A 16,700-nucleotide genomic window follows, 5' to 3' on the forward strand; every position below is an offset into this window, starting at 1 on the left:
GACCAGGGTCTCGACAGGCTCGACCGGCGTCGGCTACCGGCGTCGGCGGGCCGACCGGTCAGGCCTTGGGCTTCTTGACCGGGGGCTCACCGAGCTCGGACGCGGTGACGACGATGCCGCCCTGCACGTCCGGGTTGCCCTGGCCCTCGGCGGACTCGGACAGCTCCAGGGGCCCGGTGACCCGCCCGGCGCCGCGGACGTCGTCGAGGGCGCCGGCCACGCCCGCGAGCAGCGGGGCGGGGACGGCCATGGCACCGGCGACGATCGGGGTGCGCATCGACACCTTGGCCTCGGACTTGATCTTGCGCAGGGCGGCGAGCGCGTGCCCGGCGGCCGTGAGGTGCACGGGGTCGGCGTCGCCGGCCGCGGTGCGCAGGGGGGCCGACGTCGGCCACGGCGCGCGGTGCACCGAGCCGGCGCGCCACCACGACCAGACCTCCTCGGTGGCGAACGGGATGAACGGCGCGAGCAGCCGCAGCATCACGTCGAGGGCGAGCGCCAGGGCCGTGCGGGCGCTCACCGTCTCGGCGGTGAGGTCCGAGGCCGCGGCGCCGGCGCCGTACGCGCGGTCCTTGACCAGCTCGAGGTAGTCGTCGCAGAACGTCCAGAAGAACGTCTCGGTGACCTCGAGCGCGCGGGTGTGGTCGTAGGCCTCGAACGCCTCGGTGGCCTGCTCGACGACGGTCGCCAGCCCGGCGAGCATCGCCCGGTCGAGGCCGACTGTGACGCGCGCCGGGTCGAGCACGACCTCGCCGGCCCCGGTGTCGGGGTCGACGCCGAACGTCAGCGCGAACTTCGACGCGTTGAGGACCTTGATCGCCAGGCGACGGCCGATCTTCATCTGGCCGACCTCGAACGCGGCGTCGGTGCCGAGGCGCGCGGAGGCCGCCCAGTAGCGCACCGCGTCGGCGCCGTGCTCCTCCAGGAGGCCCATCGGCGTGACGACGTTGCCCTTGGACTTGGACATCTTCTTGCGGTCGGGGTCCAGGATCCAGCCGCTGACGGCCGCGTGCTTCCACGGCAGCACGTTCTTCTCGAGGTGCGAGCGCACCACCGTGGAGAACAGCCACGTGCGGATGATGTCCTGGCCCTGCGGGCGCAGGTCCATCGGGTACACGCGGGACATGAGGTCGGAGTCGCGCTCCCAGCCCGACACGATGAGCGGGCTCAGGGACGACGTCGCCCACGTGTCCATGACGTCGGCGTCGCCGACGAAGCCGCCGGGCGCGCCGCGCTGCGACTCGTCGTAGCCGGCCGGGGCCTGCGACGTCGGGTCGACGGGCAGCCCGGCCTCGGTCGGGACGATCGGGTGGTCGTGGTCGACCTCGCCGTCGGCCGTGAGCGGGTACCACAGCGGGATCGCCACGCCGAAGAACCGCTGCCGGCTGATGAGCCAGTCGCCGTTGAGGCCGTTCACCCAGTTCTCGTACCGCACCCGCATGAAGTCCGGGTGGAAGTCGAGCTCCTTGCCGCGCGCGAGCAGCTCGGCCTTGAGGTCTCGGGCCTCCCAGTCGCGCCCGCCGTTGCGGATGTACCACTGGCGCGAGGTGACGATCTCGAGGGGCTTGTCGCCCTTCTCGTAGAAGTTCGTCATGCGCTGGGTGGCGGTGGGCTCGCCGTCCAGGTCGCCGGACGCGCGCAGGGCGTCGACGACCGCGGTACGGGCCGAGAACGCCGTCTTGCCGGCGAGCTCGGTGGCGTAGAGCTCCGCGCCGGGGCCGGCGGCGACCCACTCCGGGGTCTCGCGGGCGAGGCGGCCGTCGCGCTGCACGACCGACCGGGTGGCGAGCTGCAGCTCGCGCCACCACTGCACGTCCGTGAGGTCGCCGAAGGTGCAGCACATGGCGATGCCGGCGCCCTTGTCCATGGCGGCGGCCGGGTGCGCGAGCACGGGCACCTCGACGCCGAAGAGGGGCGAGGTCACGGTGGTGCCGAACAGCCCCTGGTACCGCTCGTCGTCCGGGTGCGCGATCAGCGCGACGACGGCGGGGATGAGCTCCGGGCGGGTGGTCTCGATGTAGACCTTCTCGCCGTCCGGGCGGTGGAACGCCACCCGGTGGAAGAAGCCGGGGTACTCGCGGGCCTCGAGCTCGGCCTGCGCCACCGCCGTCTGGAAGGTCACGTCCCACAGGCCCGGCGCCTCGGCCTGGTACGCCTCGCCGCGCTCCAGGTTGCGCAGGAACGCCCGCTGGGACGCGGCGCGGGACGTGGCGTCGATGGTCTGGTACGTCTGCGCCCAGTCGACCGACAGGCCGAGGCGGCGCCAGAGCGCCTCGAACTGGCGCTCGTCGTCGGCGGTCAGGCGCTCGCAGAGCTCGATGAAGTTGCGGCGGCTGACGGGCACCTGGTCGGCGGGCTTGACCGCCTTGCCCTCGGTGCCCTGGTGCGGCGGCTCGAAGCCCTCGACGTACGGCAGGGACGGGTCGCAGCGCACGCCGAAGAAGTTCTGCACGCGGCGCTCGGTGGGCAGGCCGTTGTCGTCCCACCCCATCGGGTAGAAGACCTCCTTGCCGCGCATGCGCTGGAACCGGGCGACGGTGTCGGTGTGCGTGTAGCTGAACACGTGCCCCACGTGCAGCGAGCCGGAGACCGTGGGCGGCGGGGTGTCGATGGAGTAGACCTGCTCGCGCGTCGCGGTCCGGTCGAAGGCGAAGGTGCCGTCCGCCGACCAGCGCTCGTCGAAGCGCTCCTCGAGGCCGTCGAGGCTGACCTTGTCCGGTACCTCCCGGACCACCGCGCGCACCACGTCGCCGGCTACGGCACCGGTCGAGGGGGTCGCTGCGGAGGCCTGCGCGGGCGCGGTCGGCGCCTCGGGGGTCGGGAAGTCGCTCATGGTCGCCCATTCTCCCAGATGCCGGGCGGCCGTCGACAACGGGTTCCGGGGTGCAGACGGACCGCGACGCGGGGCAGCCATTTCTCTGACTACGATCAGAGGTATGACGAGACAGCGAGAGCCGGGCACGCTCGCCGAGCACGCCGACGTCGTGCGCCGGTTCAACCGCAGCTACACCCAGCGCGTGGGCGCGCTCGAGGAGTCGTTCCTCGGGCTGGGGATGCCGCTCGGCACCGCGCGCCTGCTGTTCGAGATCGGCACCGAGCCGGGCACCACGCGTGACCTGCGGGCCCGCCTCGGGCTCGACTCCGGGTACCTCAGCCGGCTGCTGCGCCGGCTGGAGTCCGACGGGCTGGTCGCCGTCGTGCCGGACCCGGACGACCGGCGCCGGCGCCGCGTCGACCTCACCGCCGCCGGCCGGCGCGCCTGGGACGAGCTCGAGCGCCGCTCGGCCGACCGTGCCCGGGCGCTCGTCGCCCCGCTGACGGAGCGTCAGCGGGCCCGGCTCGCCGCGGCGCTCGCCGAGGCCGACCTCCTCGTGCGCGCGGCGACCGTCACGCTCGAGACCGTCGACCCTGCCTCGCCGGCGGCGCTGGCAGCCGTCGGCGCGTACGTCGCCGAGCTGGACGAGCGGTTCCCCGGCGGGTTCGCCGCGGGGGACCTCGCCGAGGGCGCCGAGCGGCTGCGCCCGCCGTCCGGCGCCTTCGTCGTCGCCACGAGCGACGGCGAGCCCGTGGCGTGCGGGGGAGTGCAGGCGCTCGACGACGGCGCGGGGGAGATCAAGCGGATGTGGGTGCACCCCGCGTGGCGCGGGGCGGGCCTCGGCTCCCGGCTGCTGCGGCACCTGGAGGGGGTGTGCCGGGACCTCGGGCACGACGTCGTCCGCCTGGACACGAACGGCAGCCTCGGCGAGGCGCTGGCGATGTACGAGCGCGCCGGGTACCGGCCGGTCGAGCGGTACAACGACAACCCGTACGCCGAGCACTTCTTCGCCAAGCGTCTGGCGTGACGGGTTCGGCGCCGGTACCAGGTATCGCCGCGGCGCTCGGGGATAGGGTCGGACCATGCCTTCCGGTCTCACCATCGGCTATGCCGCGATGCTCGAGCAGTTCCACCCCACCGACGTGGTCGAGTTCTCGGCCTACGCCGAGGAGCACGGCTTCTCCGGCGTCATGGCGGCCGACCACTTCCAGCCCTGGGTGCCGCAGCAGGGGGAGGCCGCGTTCGTGTGGAACGTGCTCACCGCCCTGGGCGAGCGCACCCGCGGCGACCTCGGCCCCGGCGTCACCGCGCCGACGTTCCGCTGGCACCCGGCCATGGTCGCGCAGGCGTCGGCCACGCTCGCCGCCATGTACCCGGGGCGCCACTGGCTCGGCCTCGGCTCGGGCGAGGCGCTCAACGAGCACGTCGTGGCGGGCTACTGGCCCGAGGCGCCCGAGCGGATCAACCGGATGTTCGAGGCGATCGACATCATCAAGAAGCTGTTCCAGTCCGGGCTCGACGGCAAGGACGTCAAGCACTCCGGGCAGTACTACAAGATGGAGTCCACCCGGCTGTGGACCATGCCGGAGGTGGCCCCCGAGATCCTCGTCGCCACCGCCGGGCCCATCACCGCCAAGCGCGCGGGCAAGCACGCCGACGGGCTCATCACCGTGGGCGCGCCGCTGGAGAAGATCGAGATGCTGTTCGGCAAGTTCGACGACGGCGTGCGCGAGTCGGGTCGTGACCCCCACGGCATGCCCAAGGTGCTGCAGGTGCACATGTCGTGGGCTCCGACCGACGAGGAGGCGCTCGCGAACGCGATGACCGAGTGGCCCAACGGCGGGATGAAGTTCCCCAAGGCCGACATCCGGTCGCCGCACGACTTCGCGCAGATGGCCAAGCTGGTGCGCCCGGAGGACTTCGAGGGCCGCATGGTCATCTCCGCCGACCCGGACGCGCACCGCGAGGCCATCCAGAAGTACGTCGACCTCGGCTTCGACCGCATCTACCTGCACAACGTGGGGCGTAACCAGAAGGAGTGGATCGAGGTCTTCGGCCGCGAGGTGCTGCCGAAGCTGACCCGGTGAGCGCACGGCTGACCGTCTGGGCGCCCGGCGGCTTCCCCGAGGTGCGCCCGGGCGACGACCTCGCCACGCTCGTCGGCGACGTGCTGGCGGCCGACGCCGCGGCGTCCGGCGACGCGCCCGCCGAGGGCGACGTGGTCGTCGTGACGTCGAAGGTCGTCTCGAAGGCGGAGGGGCGCGTCGTGCTGGCGGCCGACCGCGAGCGGGCGATCACGGACGAGACCGTGCGCGTGGTCGCGACGCGGGAGCGTCCGGGCGGCCTGCCGCCGCTGCGGATCGTCGAGAACCGGCTCGGCCTGGTCATGGCGGCCGCCGGGGTGGACGCGTCCAACACGCCCGAGGGCACGGTGCTGCTGCTGCCCGAGGACCCGGACGCGTCGGCGCGCGCGCTGCGGGCGGCACTCCGGTCGCGCTTCGGCCTCGACCGGCTCGGCGTCGTCCTCACGGACACGGCGGGCCGCCCGTGGCGGGACGGCCTCGTCGACATCGCGATCGGGGCGGCCGGCGTCGCCGTCGTCGACGACCTTCGGGGCGGCTTCGACGCCCACGGCCGGCCGATCTCCGTGACCGTGACCGCCGTCGTCGACGAGGTCGCGGCCGCCTCCGAGCTGGTGCGCGGCAAGACCGCGGGGCGGCCCGTCGCGGTGGTGCGCGGCGTCGGGCGCTTCGTGCTCGCGGGCGACGGGCCGTCCGGCGACGGCCCCGGCGCGCGGACCCTGGTGCGGCCCAGCGCGGACGACCTGTTCCGCGAGGGCAGCGCCGAGGCGTACGCCCGCGGACTGGCGGACGCCCAGGGCCTGGCGGACGGCGCGGAATCCGGTCGCGGCTGACGGCGGCCGTCGCCTACCGTGGCGACCATGCCCGCCTCCGAGCTCCCCGCCGACTGGATCGAGCACCGTCGTCCCGACGACCGTGAGCCCATGGGCTGGATCCGGCCCGACGGCGACGGCTGGGTCGCGGTGTCGCTGCTCGGGCGCGACCTCACAGGCCCGGTCGACTGGCACGCCGCCGAGGAGGCCCTGGAGGACGCCGGCCTGAGGTGGATGGCCGACGTGTGGACGCTCGAACGGCCCGAGGGCGGGGCGCTGCGGGTGCGGCTCGTCGAGGTCACGCCCGCCCGCGTGGTGGTGCAGACCGACGACTTCGGCGCCATCGACGTGCCGGTGGAGCGGTTCGAGCTGCCGTGGCCCGCGCCGGACAGGCTGCGCCCCCGGCGCGACGGCGACCCGGACGGGACCGTCCTGCTCGCGCGCTGAGGCGCGCCCGCCGTCGGACGGGCGTCAGCCCGCGTCGGTCGTGCCCTCGTAGAGCCCGATCTCGTTGCCGTCCGCGTCCCGCAGGACGGCCCACCAGCTCGTCGGGCTGATCTCGGACCTCGGCTTGACGACCGTGCCGCCGAGCTCCGGCACCTTCGCGAGGACCTCGTCGATCGAGTCGACCTCCACGTAGCTGCGCGGGCTGGTGAAACCCTCCGAGCGAGGTGCGAGGCCGCCGCCGCTGATCTGGTTGGGCGCCCGCCACATCGGGTAGTCCTCGAACCCGGGCGGCGCCGCGATGTCCCAGCCGAACAGGCCGCCGTAGAAGCGCTTGGCGCGGTCGGCGTCGGTGACGGGGATGTCGATGTGGGTGATGTCTCCGTGTGCCACGGCGGTCTCCTGACGGACTGGACGGGGGCTCCCTCAACGCTAGGGCCGGGGCCTCGACCTCGCACCCGCCGTCAGGGCGCGGGTGCCTCGACCGCGGTCGGCGCACCGCCCGTGATGCGGACCAGCTCGTCGAACGTCGTCGGGAAGACGGTCCTCGCGTGCCCGGCGGCCGCCCACACGACGTCGTGCTCCGCGAGCGCCGTGTCCACGTAGGTGCGCACGGGGGCCGGGTGCCCGACGGGCGCGACCCCGCCGATCACCTGACCCGTGGCCTGGCGCACGGCATCCTTGCTCGCCCGCCCGAGCAGCCCCCCGAGCCGCGCACCCAGGTAGTCCTCCTCGACGCGGTGCGCGCCGCTGGTCAGCACGAGCACGGGCTCGTCGTCGAGCATGAAGACCAGCGAGTTCGCGATCGCGCCGACCGGGACGCCGAGCGCCGCGGCCGCGAGGGCCGCCGTCGTCACGGCGTCGTCGAGCCACCGGATCTCGCCGGTCGCGCCGCGCGCGTCCAGGGCGGCGCGGACCCTCTCGACGGCGGGGTGGGACGCGGCGGGGGAGCTCATGCGGTCGGCGTACGGTCGGCGTCGGCGTCGGCCTCGGCGGGCCGCGGGGCGTCCACGTGCGGTTCGTGGTGCTCGGAGGGGCCCGGTCCGGCGTCGGGCTCCCGGGCGGCGGGGCGACCGGCGTCGGCGGGCTCGGCCTCGGGGCTGACGTCGTCGCCCGACAGCCAGCGCAGCCAGACGGTGCGGTGGTCGCCCTCGAGCACGAGCGCCCGCACCAGCAGCGTCAGCGGGATGGCGAGGATCGCGCCGAGGGGGCCGATGACGAACGTCCAGAAGACCACGGACATGAAGCTCAGGGTGAGGCTCAGGCTCACGGCGTCGGACACGAACTTCGGCTGTACCAGCACCTGCAGCACGACGTTCACCACGCAGTAGATCGCGACGACGGCGAGGGCGAGCGGCCAGCCGCCCACGACGAACGCCATGATCGCCGGCGGGATCAGGCCGAGGATGAAGCCGATGTTCGGCACGAAGTTGGTGACGAACGCGAGGATCGCCCACACCACGGGCGCGGGGACGCCGATCAGGCCGAGCGCGACCCCGTCGATGACCGCCACGACGGCACCGAACGACGCGTTCACGACGAAGTAGCGCCGGACGCCCGAGCTGAACCGCGTCGCGCGGTCGATCTGCCCGGCATGGGTGGCACCGAACAGGCGCGACGCCGTCGAGTACCGGGCGGCGTCGGCCGCCATGAAGATCGCGTAGGCGAGCACGAAGAAGAACGCCGTCGCGATGCTCAGAACCATCCCGCTGACGCTGCCCGCCACGGAGATCAGCCGGCTCGGCTCCAGGGCCGAGGCCGTGGCGTCGGCGATCTGCGCGTCGAGGCCGAGCGCGGCGAGCTGGTCGGCGACCTCGTCGACCGACTGCTGCAGCTCGCCGAGGTAGTCGCGCACCAGGCCGGCGAACTGGAACCCGGCGAAGATCAGCATGGCCAGCAGGGCCGCGAGGATCAGGTACGCGACGACGATGACCGCCGTCGTCGCCGCCCAGCGGGGCCAGCCGCGGGCCTCGAGCGGGCGCCGCACCGGGTGGCAGATGATGACGATCACGGCGGCGAGGAACACGGGTGCGAGCACGTCGGCCGCGAGGTGCACCCCCGCGAGGACGAGCACGGCCGCGCCGAGCGTCAGCAGCGTGCGCGTCGCGGGCGTGAGGCCAGTCGGGGCGGGGGGCGCGGGCGCCGGTGCAGAGGTCACCCGGAGACCCTACTGGCCGCCCGCGCGCCGCCGCCCGTCAGATCCACCGCTTCCCGCGGAAGACGGCGAACAGCCCGACGCTGACCGCCAGCATGGCCAGCAGTGCCGCCGGGTACCCGAACGCCCAGTGCAGCTCGGGCATGACGTCGAAGTTCATGCCGTAGACCGTCCCGACCAGCGTCGGCGCGAAGAGGATCGCCGCCCAGCCGGAGATCTTCTTGACCTCCTCGCCCTGCCGGATGCTCACCTCCGACAGGTGCTTCATCTCCTCGTTCTGCCGCTGGGCGACGAGGGTCGCGTTGACGGTGAGCATGTCCCGCAGGGCGGCCCGGAACGTCTCGATCCGCTCGGCGACCTCGATGAGGTGGTCGGCGACGTCGCGCAGGTACGCCTGCAGGTCCTCGGACACGCCGTACTTCTCGGCGCCCTTCGCGAGGGACTGGCACACCCGCTGCAGCGGGACGACGGCGCGCTGGAACTCGACGACCTCGCGCGAGAGCTCGTAGATGCGCCGCGAGACCTGCTCGTCGCCGCCGAACACCTCCGACTCGATCTCGTCGATGTCGGCGTCGAGGCCTGCGACGACGGGCGCGTAGTCGTCCACGACCCGGTCCACGATCGCGTACAGCACGGACTCCGGTCCGCGGGCCAGCATGGCGGGGTGCGCCTCCAGGTGGGTGCGCACCGCGGCGAGGTCCGGGCCCGCGCCGTGCCGCACGGTGACGACGAAGTCGGGGCCGACGAAGACGTGCAGCTCGGAGAACTCGACCTCCTCGGTGGCGTCCACGTAGCGGGCTGCGTGCAGGACGACGAAGAGGGTGTCGCCGTACCGCTCGATCTTGGGACGCTGGTGCGCCACGATCGCGTCCTCGACGACCAGCGGGTGCAGGTCGAACTCGCGGGCGAGCGACGCGAGCTCGGTCTCGTCGGGCCGCTCCAGGCCGATCCACGCCATGCCGCCCGGGCGGGAGCGCAGCTCACGGAACGTGTCCGCGAGGCGGGTGAAGCTCGCGACGCGGCGCCCGTCGTCGTCGTACAGGGCGGACTCGACGATGGACGAACGGCGGGGTGCCGCGTCGTGGCGGGCGGAGTCGGCGGGGCGTCCTGTGCCGGGCGTCGCCGGCCGGCGGGGTCGCAGGGCGCCGAGCAGGGGGCGCGAGCGCAGGGAACGGGTCGTGGTCGTGACGGCCATGAGGGGACCTCCGGTGCATGAACCGGCGCACGGGGCGTGCGCGGCTGCAGGGTGGACGACTGCGTGCGTCGGTCCCGCGACTGCGGCTGGGCGCGCGCCCGGTGTCGGGCGGCGCGCGGGGAGGTGGCGTCAAGGGGTGGAGCGGAGGCACGAGGCGAGCGCTCGGGTGGACGCCGGGCCGCCCGGGCCGAGGCGCCGGGCGGGGAGCCGTCAGTCGCGGCTCGGACTACTGGGAGGCTCGCTGCGGGTCATGCGCGCACCTCCTGGGATCTCGCGGCGTCCGCCGCCGGGTATGGCCGGGTCGAGTGTACGCCGCCGGCCCGTGTCGGTCACCTGCGAGGCCGGCGCTCGGGCGGCCCGGTGCCGTCGCCCGGCTCGGCGTCGCGGCTCTCAGCGCCGCGGGTCGACGACGACCATGCCGGCGCGCGGGGTCACGTCCAGCCCCGGCAGCAGCCGCGCGCCCTCCTCCAGGCCGACCACCCGGTCGACCAGGTCCTGCGGCCGCAGCGTCCCGTCCGCGACGAGGGCGAGCATGGCGGGGTAGTCGGCCGCGGCCATGCCGTGGCTGCCGAGGACGTCGAGCTCCCAGCCGATGACGCAGGACATCGGGACGCGCGGGTGCCCGCCTGCGGGCGGGAGGAGCCCCACCTGCACGTGCCGTCCGCGACGCCGGAGGCTGAGGACCGCGTCGGCGCAGGTGCCCTCGCTGCCCACCGCGTCGACGCCGACGTGCGCCCCGCCCGTCAGCTGCTGCACGACCGCCGGGACGTCCACGCCGTCGCCGGCGAGGACGGTGTGCTCCGCGCCGGCGCGGCGCGCCGCGGCGATGGCGCCCTCGTGCCGGTCGACGGCGACGACCCGCGCGCCGAGCGCGGCCGCGACCATCACCGCGCTGAGCCCCACGCCGCCCGCCCCGACGACGACCACCCGTTCGCCGGGCCGCACGCGCGCCCGGCCGGCGACGGCCCGGTACGCCGTCGCGAACCGGCAGCCGAGGCTCGCCGCGGTCGCGTCGTCGACGCCGTCGGGCAGCGCCACGAGGTTGGTGTCGGCGGCGTGCAGCACGACGCGCTCGGCGAACGAGCCGGCGTGCGTGAACCCCGGCTGCGTCTGGTGCGGGCACACCTGCGCCTGCCCGGAGCGGCACCAGTCGCACCGCCCGCACCCGCACACGAACGGCGCGGTCACCCGGTCGCCCGGCCGCCAGCGCTCGACCCCGGCCCCCACCGCGGCGACGACGCCCGCCAGCTCGTGCCCGGGGACGTGCGGGAACGCCCGGATGTCGTCGTCGTGCCCGGCCCACGCGTGCCAGTCGCTGAGGCACAGGCCGCTGGCGTGGACCTCCACGACGACGCCGCCCGGCGGCGCGACGGCCTCGGGGACGTCGCGGACGGTCACCGGCCCGCCGAACTCGTCGAACGTCATCGCGCGCACGGGCCGATCCAACCACGGCCGGGCGGTGGGGCGGCGGTGGCCTTGCGGGCGGCGCACGGGGTTTGTGCCGGGTTCTTGCCGGAGAAATCTCCCTCTCGTTCGATGAAGGGCGAGCCCGGGAGACGGCGACGCCGGTCCCGGGCGCCGGCCGCGCGAGGGGTGCGGCCGCACCGACACCGAGGAGCTCACCGATGAGATGGCGAACAGCGAGCCGCGCAGGGGCGGTCGTCGTGACGGCGGCGGCGCTCGCCGCGAGCGTGCTCACCGCGCACGCGGCGCCGGCGCCTGCCCGGTCGCCCGCCCAGCCGCACGCGCAGCAGGTGGCCGACAGCCCGGGCGCGGCGTGGGCGGCCGACGCGGCGGACGAGGCACCGGCGACCTACAGCAACCCGGTCTCCGCCGGGGTCGTCGACACGTTCCCGGACCCCACGGTGATCCGCGGCAAGGACGGCGCCTGGTACGCGTACGGCACGCAGAACCCGATCTTCAACAGCGCGGGCGAGGCGGGCGAGCACATCCTGCCGATCCTGCGCTCGACGGACCTGGTGGACTGGGAGTACGTCGGCGACGTCATCGAGACCGACGCCGTTCCCGCGACCTGGCGGGACAGCTCCCGCGCCTGGGCCCCGGACGTCCGCTACGTGGCGGGGGAGTACCACCTCACGTACGGGCTCTCGACCGGCGGCCTCGCGCTCGCCACGGCACCCACACCGACCGGCCCGTGGACCCACCACGACGAGCTGCTCGTGCCGTCGGCGCCGATCGCTGGCTGCCCGACGGGCAACATCGACCAGGCGCTCTTCTCCGACGACGACGGCACCCTCTACCTGTACTGGGGCAGCTACGACGTCGTCTGCGTCTCGGAGCTGACCCCGGACGGGACGGAGCTCACCGGCCGGGTCACGCCGGTGGCGCAGGGGCGCCGGATGGAGGGGGCGTTCGTCGTCCACCGCGGGGACGCGTACTACCTCATGTACTCCGAGGCGGGCTGCTGCGAGGGCGAGTCGAGCGGCTACACGGTGAAGGTGGGGCGCGGCGAATCGCCCCGCGGCCCGTTCGTCGACGACGAGGGCACCGACCTCATGGCCGCGTCGAGCAAGGCCGGGTTCGTGCTCGCCGCGAACGGCAACCGGTTCGCCGGGCCGGGTCACCACACCGTCGTCACCGACCTGGCCGGCCAGGACTGGATGGTCTACCACGCGATCCCGCGCGACGACGCCGACTTCCCGCCCGTGGCGACGCGCAACGGCACCCTGAACCTGTCCAAGCGCCCCATGATGGTCGACCGCCTCGACTGGATCGACGGGTGGCCCGTGGTCAACGCCGGGGCGGGGCCGTCCGAGGGCGAGCAGGCGGCCCCGGTGACGTCGGGCGTCGTGACGTCGACCCTGGACGACCTGCGCGGCTGGCGCGCGCACGGACCGGTGCGTACGGCGGACGACTCCGACGCCGGAGGCCACGCCCGCCTGGGGGACGGCGCGTCCCTCGCCAGCACGGCCCGCGGGCGCGGCGACCTGCGCGCGCAGGCGGACCTGCGCGTCGGCGACGGCGGGGCGGCGGGCCTCACCCTGGGCGCCACCGGCAACGGGGGCGGCGCGACCGCGTGGATCGACCGCGACGCGGGCGAGCTGCGGCTCGAGGCCCGCCGCGGTGCGCGCACCGTGCGCGACGCCGTCCGGCTGCCGGACGGCTTCCGGTACGCCGACTGGCACGTGGTGACGCTCGACCGGCGCGGGGCGCGGGTGACGGCCGCGGTGTCGGCGGACAACGTGCTCGACCCCCTGGGCGCGGTCACCGTGGACGCGCCGAGGGGTGCGGGCGGCGGCGACCGGGTCGGGGTCCTCGCGCGGGGCGGGGACGCCGAGGCGGACAACGTCAGCCTCGTCCCCCTGGCGGAGCCCGTCACGGAGCGGGTGCCGGACCCGGAGCCGGGCGAGCTCCTGGCCGGCTACTCCGACGAGTTCGACGGCGACGCCGTCCCCGGCGAGCCCGGGTCCGGGTGGTCCTGGGTGCGGGGTCCGGCGGCCGGCGTCGGCCTGCAGGACGGCGCGTTCGCGTTCCCGACCCAGGCGGCGGAGCTGGCCGGGGGCACGAACACCGCGTCGGTGCTGCGGCGCGCCGCGCCGGAGGGCGACTACCTGGTCGAGACGAGGATGACCCTCGGTGGGCACCAGGTGAACCAGCAGGCGGGCCTCGTGCTGTACGGCGGCGACGACCGCTTCGTGAAGCTGGTGCACTCGCACCTGGGGCTCCAGCGGAAGCCGGGCCTCGTCGCGGAGCAGGTGGAGTTCACGCGCGAGGGCCCGCGTCCCACGGCGACCCCGCCGGCGGCCGCGTACGCGTCGCCGATGTGGGGCGCCGCTCCGGCCGAGACCACGTGGCTGCGCCTGCTGGTGCACCGGGACGTCGAGCACGGCGAGCACGACGTCCGCATGGCCTCCAGCACCGACGGCGAGTCGTGGCAGTGGGGTGGCACGTGGACCCTGCCCGCCGACGGCGACTTGGACCTGGGCCTGGTCGCGATGAACACCGCGGGCGCCGCCGCGGGGTTCGACTACGTGCGCACCTACGCGGTCGACTGAGTCTCCGGGACGGCGGCCGCCCGGTGGCCGCCGTCCCGGGACCTGTGGCGATTCTGTAGATATCCGATGGAATTCATCGGAAATTCGTCCGGCGTCTAGCCGGAGGAATTCCGGCCGCCTAGCGTCACGGCCATGTCGAGCACGAAGCTGCACGGTCCGGGCGGGGGTGCCGGTCGTCCGGGCGCCGCTCCGTCGGATTCTGCCAAGAACCGGGACGACGGGAGATTCGATTCTGCCGGGGCGTTGACGGAAAAATCGGGCCTTCGTAGCGTCGCCGGCATGTCGACGACGACAGGGGTGCACGCGCTGGTGCGGCGCACCCACGAGGAGCGGGTCCTCGCCGCGCTGCGCGCGGGTGGAGCGCTGAGCCGCTCCGAGCTCGCCACGCGCGTGGGCCTGTCCCGCACGACGCTCTCCGAGATCACGGCGAGCCTGCTGCGGCGCGGGGCCGCCGTCGTCGTCGACACCGACGCCGCCACCCGCAGCGGCAGCGGCCGGCCGGCGGAGCGGATCGCGCTCGACCCCGGGGCCGGGCAGTTCCTGGGCGTCGACTTCGGTCATCGCCGGGTGCACGTCGCGGTCGCGGACGCGTCGCACGAGATCATCGCCTCGGGGGTGCAGCCCTACGACGACGAGCCGTGGCCGGCGCGGGTCGAGCTCGCCCTCGGCCTCGTCGACCGGCTCGTCGCCGACCACGGGCTGCACTTCGGCGCGCTCCAGGCGGTGGGGATCGGGGTGCCCGGGCCGTTCACGGGCGGCGCCCCGGGCGGCACGCCCGTGGCGTGGAACCGGCACGCCACGCCCGACGGCGTCCAGGCGGCCTTCGCCGAGCGGTTCGGCACCCCCGTCGTCGTGGACAACAACACGCGCCTGGCCGCGCTGGCCGAGGCGGTCTCGCACCCGGGCGGGCCCGGCGACCTGGTCTACGTCCGGCTGTCCGACGGCGTCGGCGGCGGCCTGGTGGTCTCCGGCCGGCTGGTCCTGGGCGCCCGCGGGTACTCGGGCGAGCTCGGCCACGTCACCGCCGACCCGACCGGCGTCGCGTGCCGGTGCGGCAAGCGGGGCTGCCTCGAGACCGTCGCGTCCGTCCCGGCGATCCTCGCCGCCTGCCGCCGGCGGGGCGCAGCGGTCGACGACCTGGACGGCCTCGCGGCCGCGGTCGAGAAGGGCGACCCCGTCGTCGACGCCGTGCTGCGCGAGGCCGGGACGGCGCTCGGGCGCGTCCTCGGGGCCGCCGCGATGGTGCTCGACCCCGTGGAGGTCGTGGTCGGCGGCGAGGTGGCCCACGTGGCGCCGGTCATCGTCGAGCAGGCCGCCGCCACGCTGCGCTACGAGCTGTACTCCGTGCCCACCGACGTGCCGCGGGTCGTGCGCGCGAGCCAGCTCGGCGACCGCGGCGGCGCGCTCGGCGCGCTCGCCGCCCTCTTCCACCGGTCCCCCCTGCTCGCCGGCTACCCCGAGCCCGAGGCCGCCGGCCCGCACCACCTGCGAAGGAGCGCACAGTGACCGTCTCGATCCCGGGCCCGGCCCGGACCGGGCCCCCGGCCGACGCCGGCCCGGTCGCCTCGCCGCCGCCCGCCCGGCCCGCGCGGGGACGGCGCCGGATGTCGCGGCGCGCCACCCTGCGCCTGCTGAACGCCGTCTCGATCGTCAGCGGCATCGCGATCTGGTGGCTCCTCGCGCTCAACGGGTTCCAGTTCCCGACCCCGCCCGAGGTGGTGAGCAAGGCCGCCGAGCTCTGGTCGGACGGCGTGCTGCAGGAGGACGTCCTGGCGAGCCTCGGCCGGGTGCTCACCGGGTTCCTGCTCGGCTCGGCGCTCGCCGTCCCCGTCGGCTTCCTCATGGGCTGGTACACCGTGGCGCGGGGACTGCTCGAGCCGTGGATCCAGTTCTTCCGCACCATCCCGCCGCTGGCCCTGCTGCCGCTGGTGCTGGTGCTCATGGGGATCGGCGAGCTGCCGAAGGTGTTCGTCATCTTCCTCGCGGCGTTCCTCGCCTGCGTGATCTCCACCTACCAGGGCGTGGTCGGCGTCGACCGCACCCTGATCAACGCGGCCCGGGTGCTCGGGGCGAAGGACGGCACGATCTTCCTCAAGGTCGTGGTGCCGGCCTCGACGCCGTTCATCCTCGTCGGCATGCGCGTGGGCCTCGGTTCCGCCTGGGCGACGCTCGTCGCGGCCGAGCTGCTGGCGGCCCAGGCCGGCCTCGGCTACCGGATGCAGCAGGCGCAGCTCTACTACGACATCGCGACGATCTTCGTCGGCATCGTCGTGATCGGCGTCCTCGGGCTCGTGATGGACCGCCTGCTGCTGCTCGCGGAGACCAGGCTCACCGGATGGCAGGAGCGGCGATGACCACCACGACCCACCCCGCGGCAGGGTCCGGGCGCACCCGGGCCGCGAAGATCTCCGTCCAGGAGGTCCGCAAGACGTTCGCGCTCAGGAACGAGGAGTTCGTCGCGCTCGAGCGGGTCTCCCTCGACATCGCCGACAACGAGTTCGTCACCGTCGTCGGGCCGTCGGGCTGCGGCAAGTCGACGCTCATGAACATCCTCGCCGGTCTCGAGGAGCCGACGTCGGGCCACGCCCTGGTCGACGGCGCGGAGGTCTCCGGCCCCGGGCCCGAGCGTGGCGTGATCTTCCAGCAGTACGCGCTGTTCCCGTGGCTGACCGTGCGGAAGAACATCGAGTTCGGGCTCAAGGTCGCGGGCCTCGGCCGGGCCGAGCGCCGGGAACGGGCCGAGCACTTCATCCGGCTCGTCGGCCTGGAGCAGTTCGCCGGCGCGCTGCCGAAGATGCTGTCCGGCGGGATGAAGCAGCGGTGCGCCATCGCCCGTGCCTACGCCGTGAACCCGTCGATCCTGCTCATGGACGAGCCGTTCGGGGCGCTCGACGCCCTCACGCGCGTCAACCTCCAGGAGCAGCTCCTGGAGACCTGGAGCCGCGAGAAGCGCACCGTCCTCTTCATCACCCACGACGTCGACGAGGCGGTCTTCCTCGCGAACCGGGTGGTCGTCATGGCGGCCCGGCCGGGCCGCGTCTACGACGTCGTCGACGTCGACCTGCCCTACCCCCGCACCGAGGAGATGCGGCTCAGCGGTGAGTTCGCCGCGCTGCGCAACCGGGTGTGGCACTCCGTCTACCACCAGTCCCCGGCGTCCGAGCGCCCCTGACCCCCAAACC

Annotated in this window: 14 protein-coding genes; 8 read left to right on the plus strand and 6 right to left on the minus strand. The window is 74.5% G+C overall.

Going from position 1 to position 16,700, the window contains the following annotated elements:
* Positions 1–58: 58 nt before the first annotated feature.
* Complete coding sequence (gene valS, locus ABD254_RS11845) at positions 59–2,833, minus strand: valine--tRNA ligase (RefSeq protein ID WP_344248621.1); 2,775 nt, start codon at positions 2,831–2,833, stop codon at positions 59–61.
* A 103-nt stretch (positions 2,834–2,936) separates the two neighbouring features.
* Between valS and ABD254_RS11850 the strand changes: the two genes are divergently transcribed.
* The 4 genes from ABD254_RS11850 to ABD254_RS11865 are packed head-to-tail and all read left to right on the plus strand — an operon-like array spanning position 2,937 to position 6,155.
* Positions 2,937–3,842, plus strand: coding sequence for a bifunctional helix-turn-helix transcriptional regulator/GNAT family N-acetyltransferase (locus ABD254_RS11850; RefSeq protein ID WP_344248622.1), 906 nt, complete (start codon positions 2,937–2,939; stop codon positions 3,840–3,842).
* A gap of 55 nt (positions 3,843–3,897) precedes the next feature.
* Positions 3,898–4,902: a TIGR03557 family F420-dependent LLM class oxidoreductase gene (locus ABD254_RS11855; RefSeq protein ID WP_344248623.1), complete on the plus strand. Its 1,005-nt coding sequence runs from the start codon at positions 3,898–3,900 to the stop codon at positions 4,900–4,902.
* The gene (gene cofE, locus ABD254_RS11860; RefSeq protein ID WP_344248624.1) at positions 4,899–5,729 is read left to right on the plus strand and encodes a coenzyme F420-0:L-glutamate ligase; all 831 of its coding nucleotides are present in this window, start codon (positions 4,899–4,901) and stop codon (positions 5,727–5,729) included. Before ABD254_RS11855 ends, cofE begins: the two co-directional genes overlap by 4 nt.
* Before the next feature lie 27 nt (positions 5,730–5,756).
* On the plus strand, positions 5,757–6,155 hold the full coding sequence (locus tag ABD254_RS11865; RefSeq protein ID WP_344248625.1) for a hypothetical protein: 399 nt from the start codon (positions 5,757–5,759) through the stop codon (positions 6,153–6,155).
* A gap of 24 nt (positions 6,156–6,179) precedes the next feature.
* Here the strand turns inward: ABD254_RS11865 and ABD254_RS11870 are convergent, their stop codons facing one another.
* The 5 genes from ABD254_RS11870 to ABD254_RS11890 all read right to left on the minus strand — a co-directional run bounded on the left by ABD254_RS11870 (position 6,180) and on the right by ABD254_RS11890 (position 10,936).
* Positions 6,180–6,545: a VOC family protein gene (locus ABD254_RS11870; protein WP_344248626.1), complete on the minus strand. Its 366-nt coding sequence runs from the start codon at positions 6,543–6,545 to the stop codon at positions 6,180–6,182.
* A gap of 71 nt (positions 6,546–6,616) precedes the next feature.
* Positions 6,617–7,108 (minus strand): YbaK/EbsC family protein, encoded by a 492-nt coding sequence (locus ABD254_RS11875; RefSeq protein ID WP_344248627.1) that lies wholly within the window; start codon positions 7,106–7,108, stop codon positions 6,617–6,619.
* Entirely contained in the window at positions 7,105–8,310 is a 1,206-nt protein-coding gene (locus ABD254_RS11880; RefSeq protein WP_344248628.1) for an AI-2E family transporter, read from the minus strand. Before ABD254_RS11880 ends, ABD254_RS11875 begins: the two co-directional genes overlap by 4 nt.
* 37 nt (positions 8,311–8,347) lie before the next feature.
* A complete protein-coding gene (gene corA / locus ABD254_RS11885; RefSeq protein ID WP_344248629.1) occupies positions 8,348–9,502 on the minus strand; it encodes a magnesium/cobalt transporter CorA in 1,155 nt (384 codons plus the stop codon).
* 390 nt (positions 9,503–9,892) lie between these two features.
* Positions 9,893–10,936 carry an alcohol dehydrogenase catalytic domain-containing protein gene (locus ABD254_RS11890; RefSeq protein WP_344248630.1) on the minus strand — a complete coding sequence of 348 codons (1,044 nt, stop codon included), beginning with the start codon at positions 10,934–10,936 and terminating at the stop codon, positions 9,893–9,895.
* 191 nt (positions 10,937–11,127) lie between these two features.
* On the opposite strand from ABD254_RS11890, the gene ABD254_RS11895 reads away from it, so the two are divergent.
* The 4 genes from ABD254_RS11895 (at position 11,128) to ABD254_RS11910 (ending at position 16,690) form a co-directional block, all read left to right on the plus strand.
* Positions 11,128–13,518 (plus strand): family 43 glycosylhydrolase, encoded by a 2,391-nt coding sequence (locus tag ABD254_RS11895; protein WP_344248631.1) that lies wholly within the window; start codon positions 11,128–11,130, stop codon positions 13,516–13,518.
* Between the two features lie 279 nt (positions 13,519–13,797).
* Positions 13,798–15,024 carry an ROK family transcriptional regulator gene (locus ABD254_RS11900; protein ID WP_344248632.1) on the plus strand — a complete coding sequence of 409 codons (1,227 nt, stop codon included), beginning with the start codon at positions 13,798–13,800 and terminating at the stop codon, positions 15,022–15,024.
* Positions 15,021–15,872, plus strand: a complete 852-nt coding sequence (locus ABD254_RS11905; RefSeq protein ID WP_344248633.1) for an ABC transporter permease — start codon at positions 15,021–15,023, stop codon at positions 15,870–15,872. Before ABD254_RS11900 ends, ABD254_RS11905 begins: the two co-directional genes overlap by 4 nt.
* A complete protein-coding gene (locus tag ABD254_RS11910) occupies positions 15,869–16,690 on the plus strand; it encodes an ABC transporter ATP-binding protein (protein WP_344248634.1) in 822 nt (273 codons plus the stop codon). Before ABD254_RS11905 ends, ABD254_RS11910 begins: the two co-directional genes overlap by 4 nt.
* Positions 16,691–16,700 lie beyond the last annotated feature (10 nt).

It is taken from the genome of Isoptericola hypogeus (assembly GCF_039531145.1).
Taxonomy (GTDB): domain Bacteria; phylum Actinomycetota; class Actinomycetes; order Actinomycetales; family Cellulomonadaceae; genus Isoptericola; species Isoptericola hypogeus.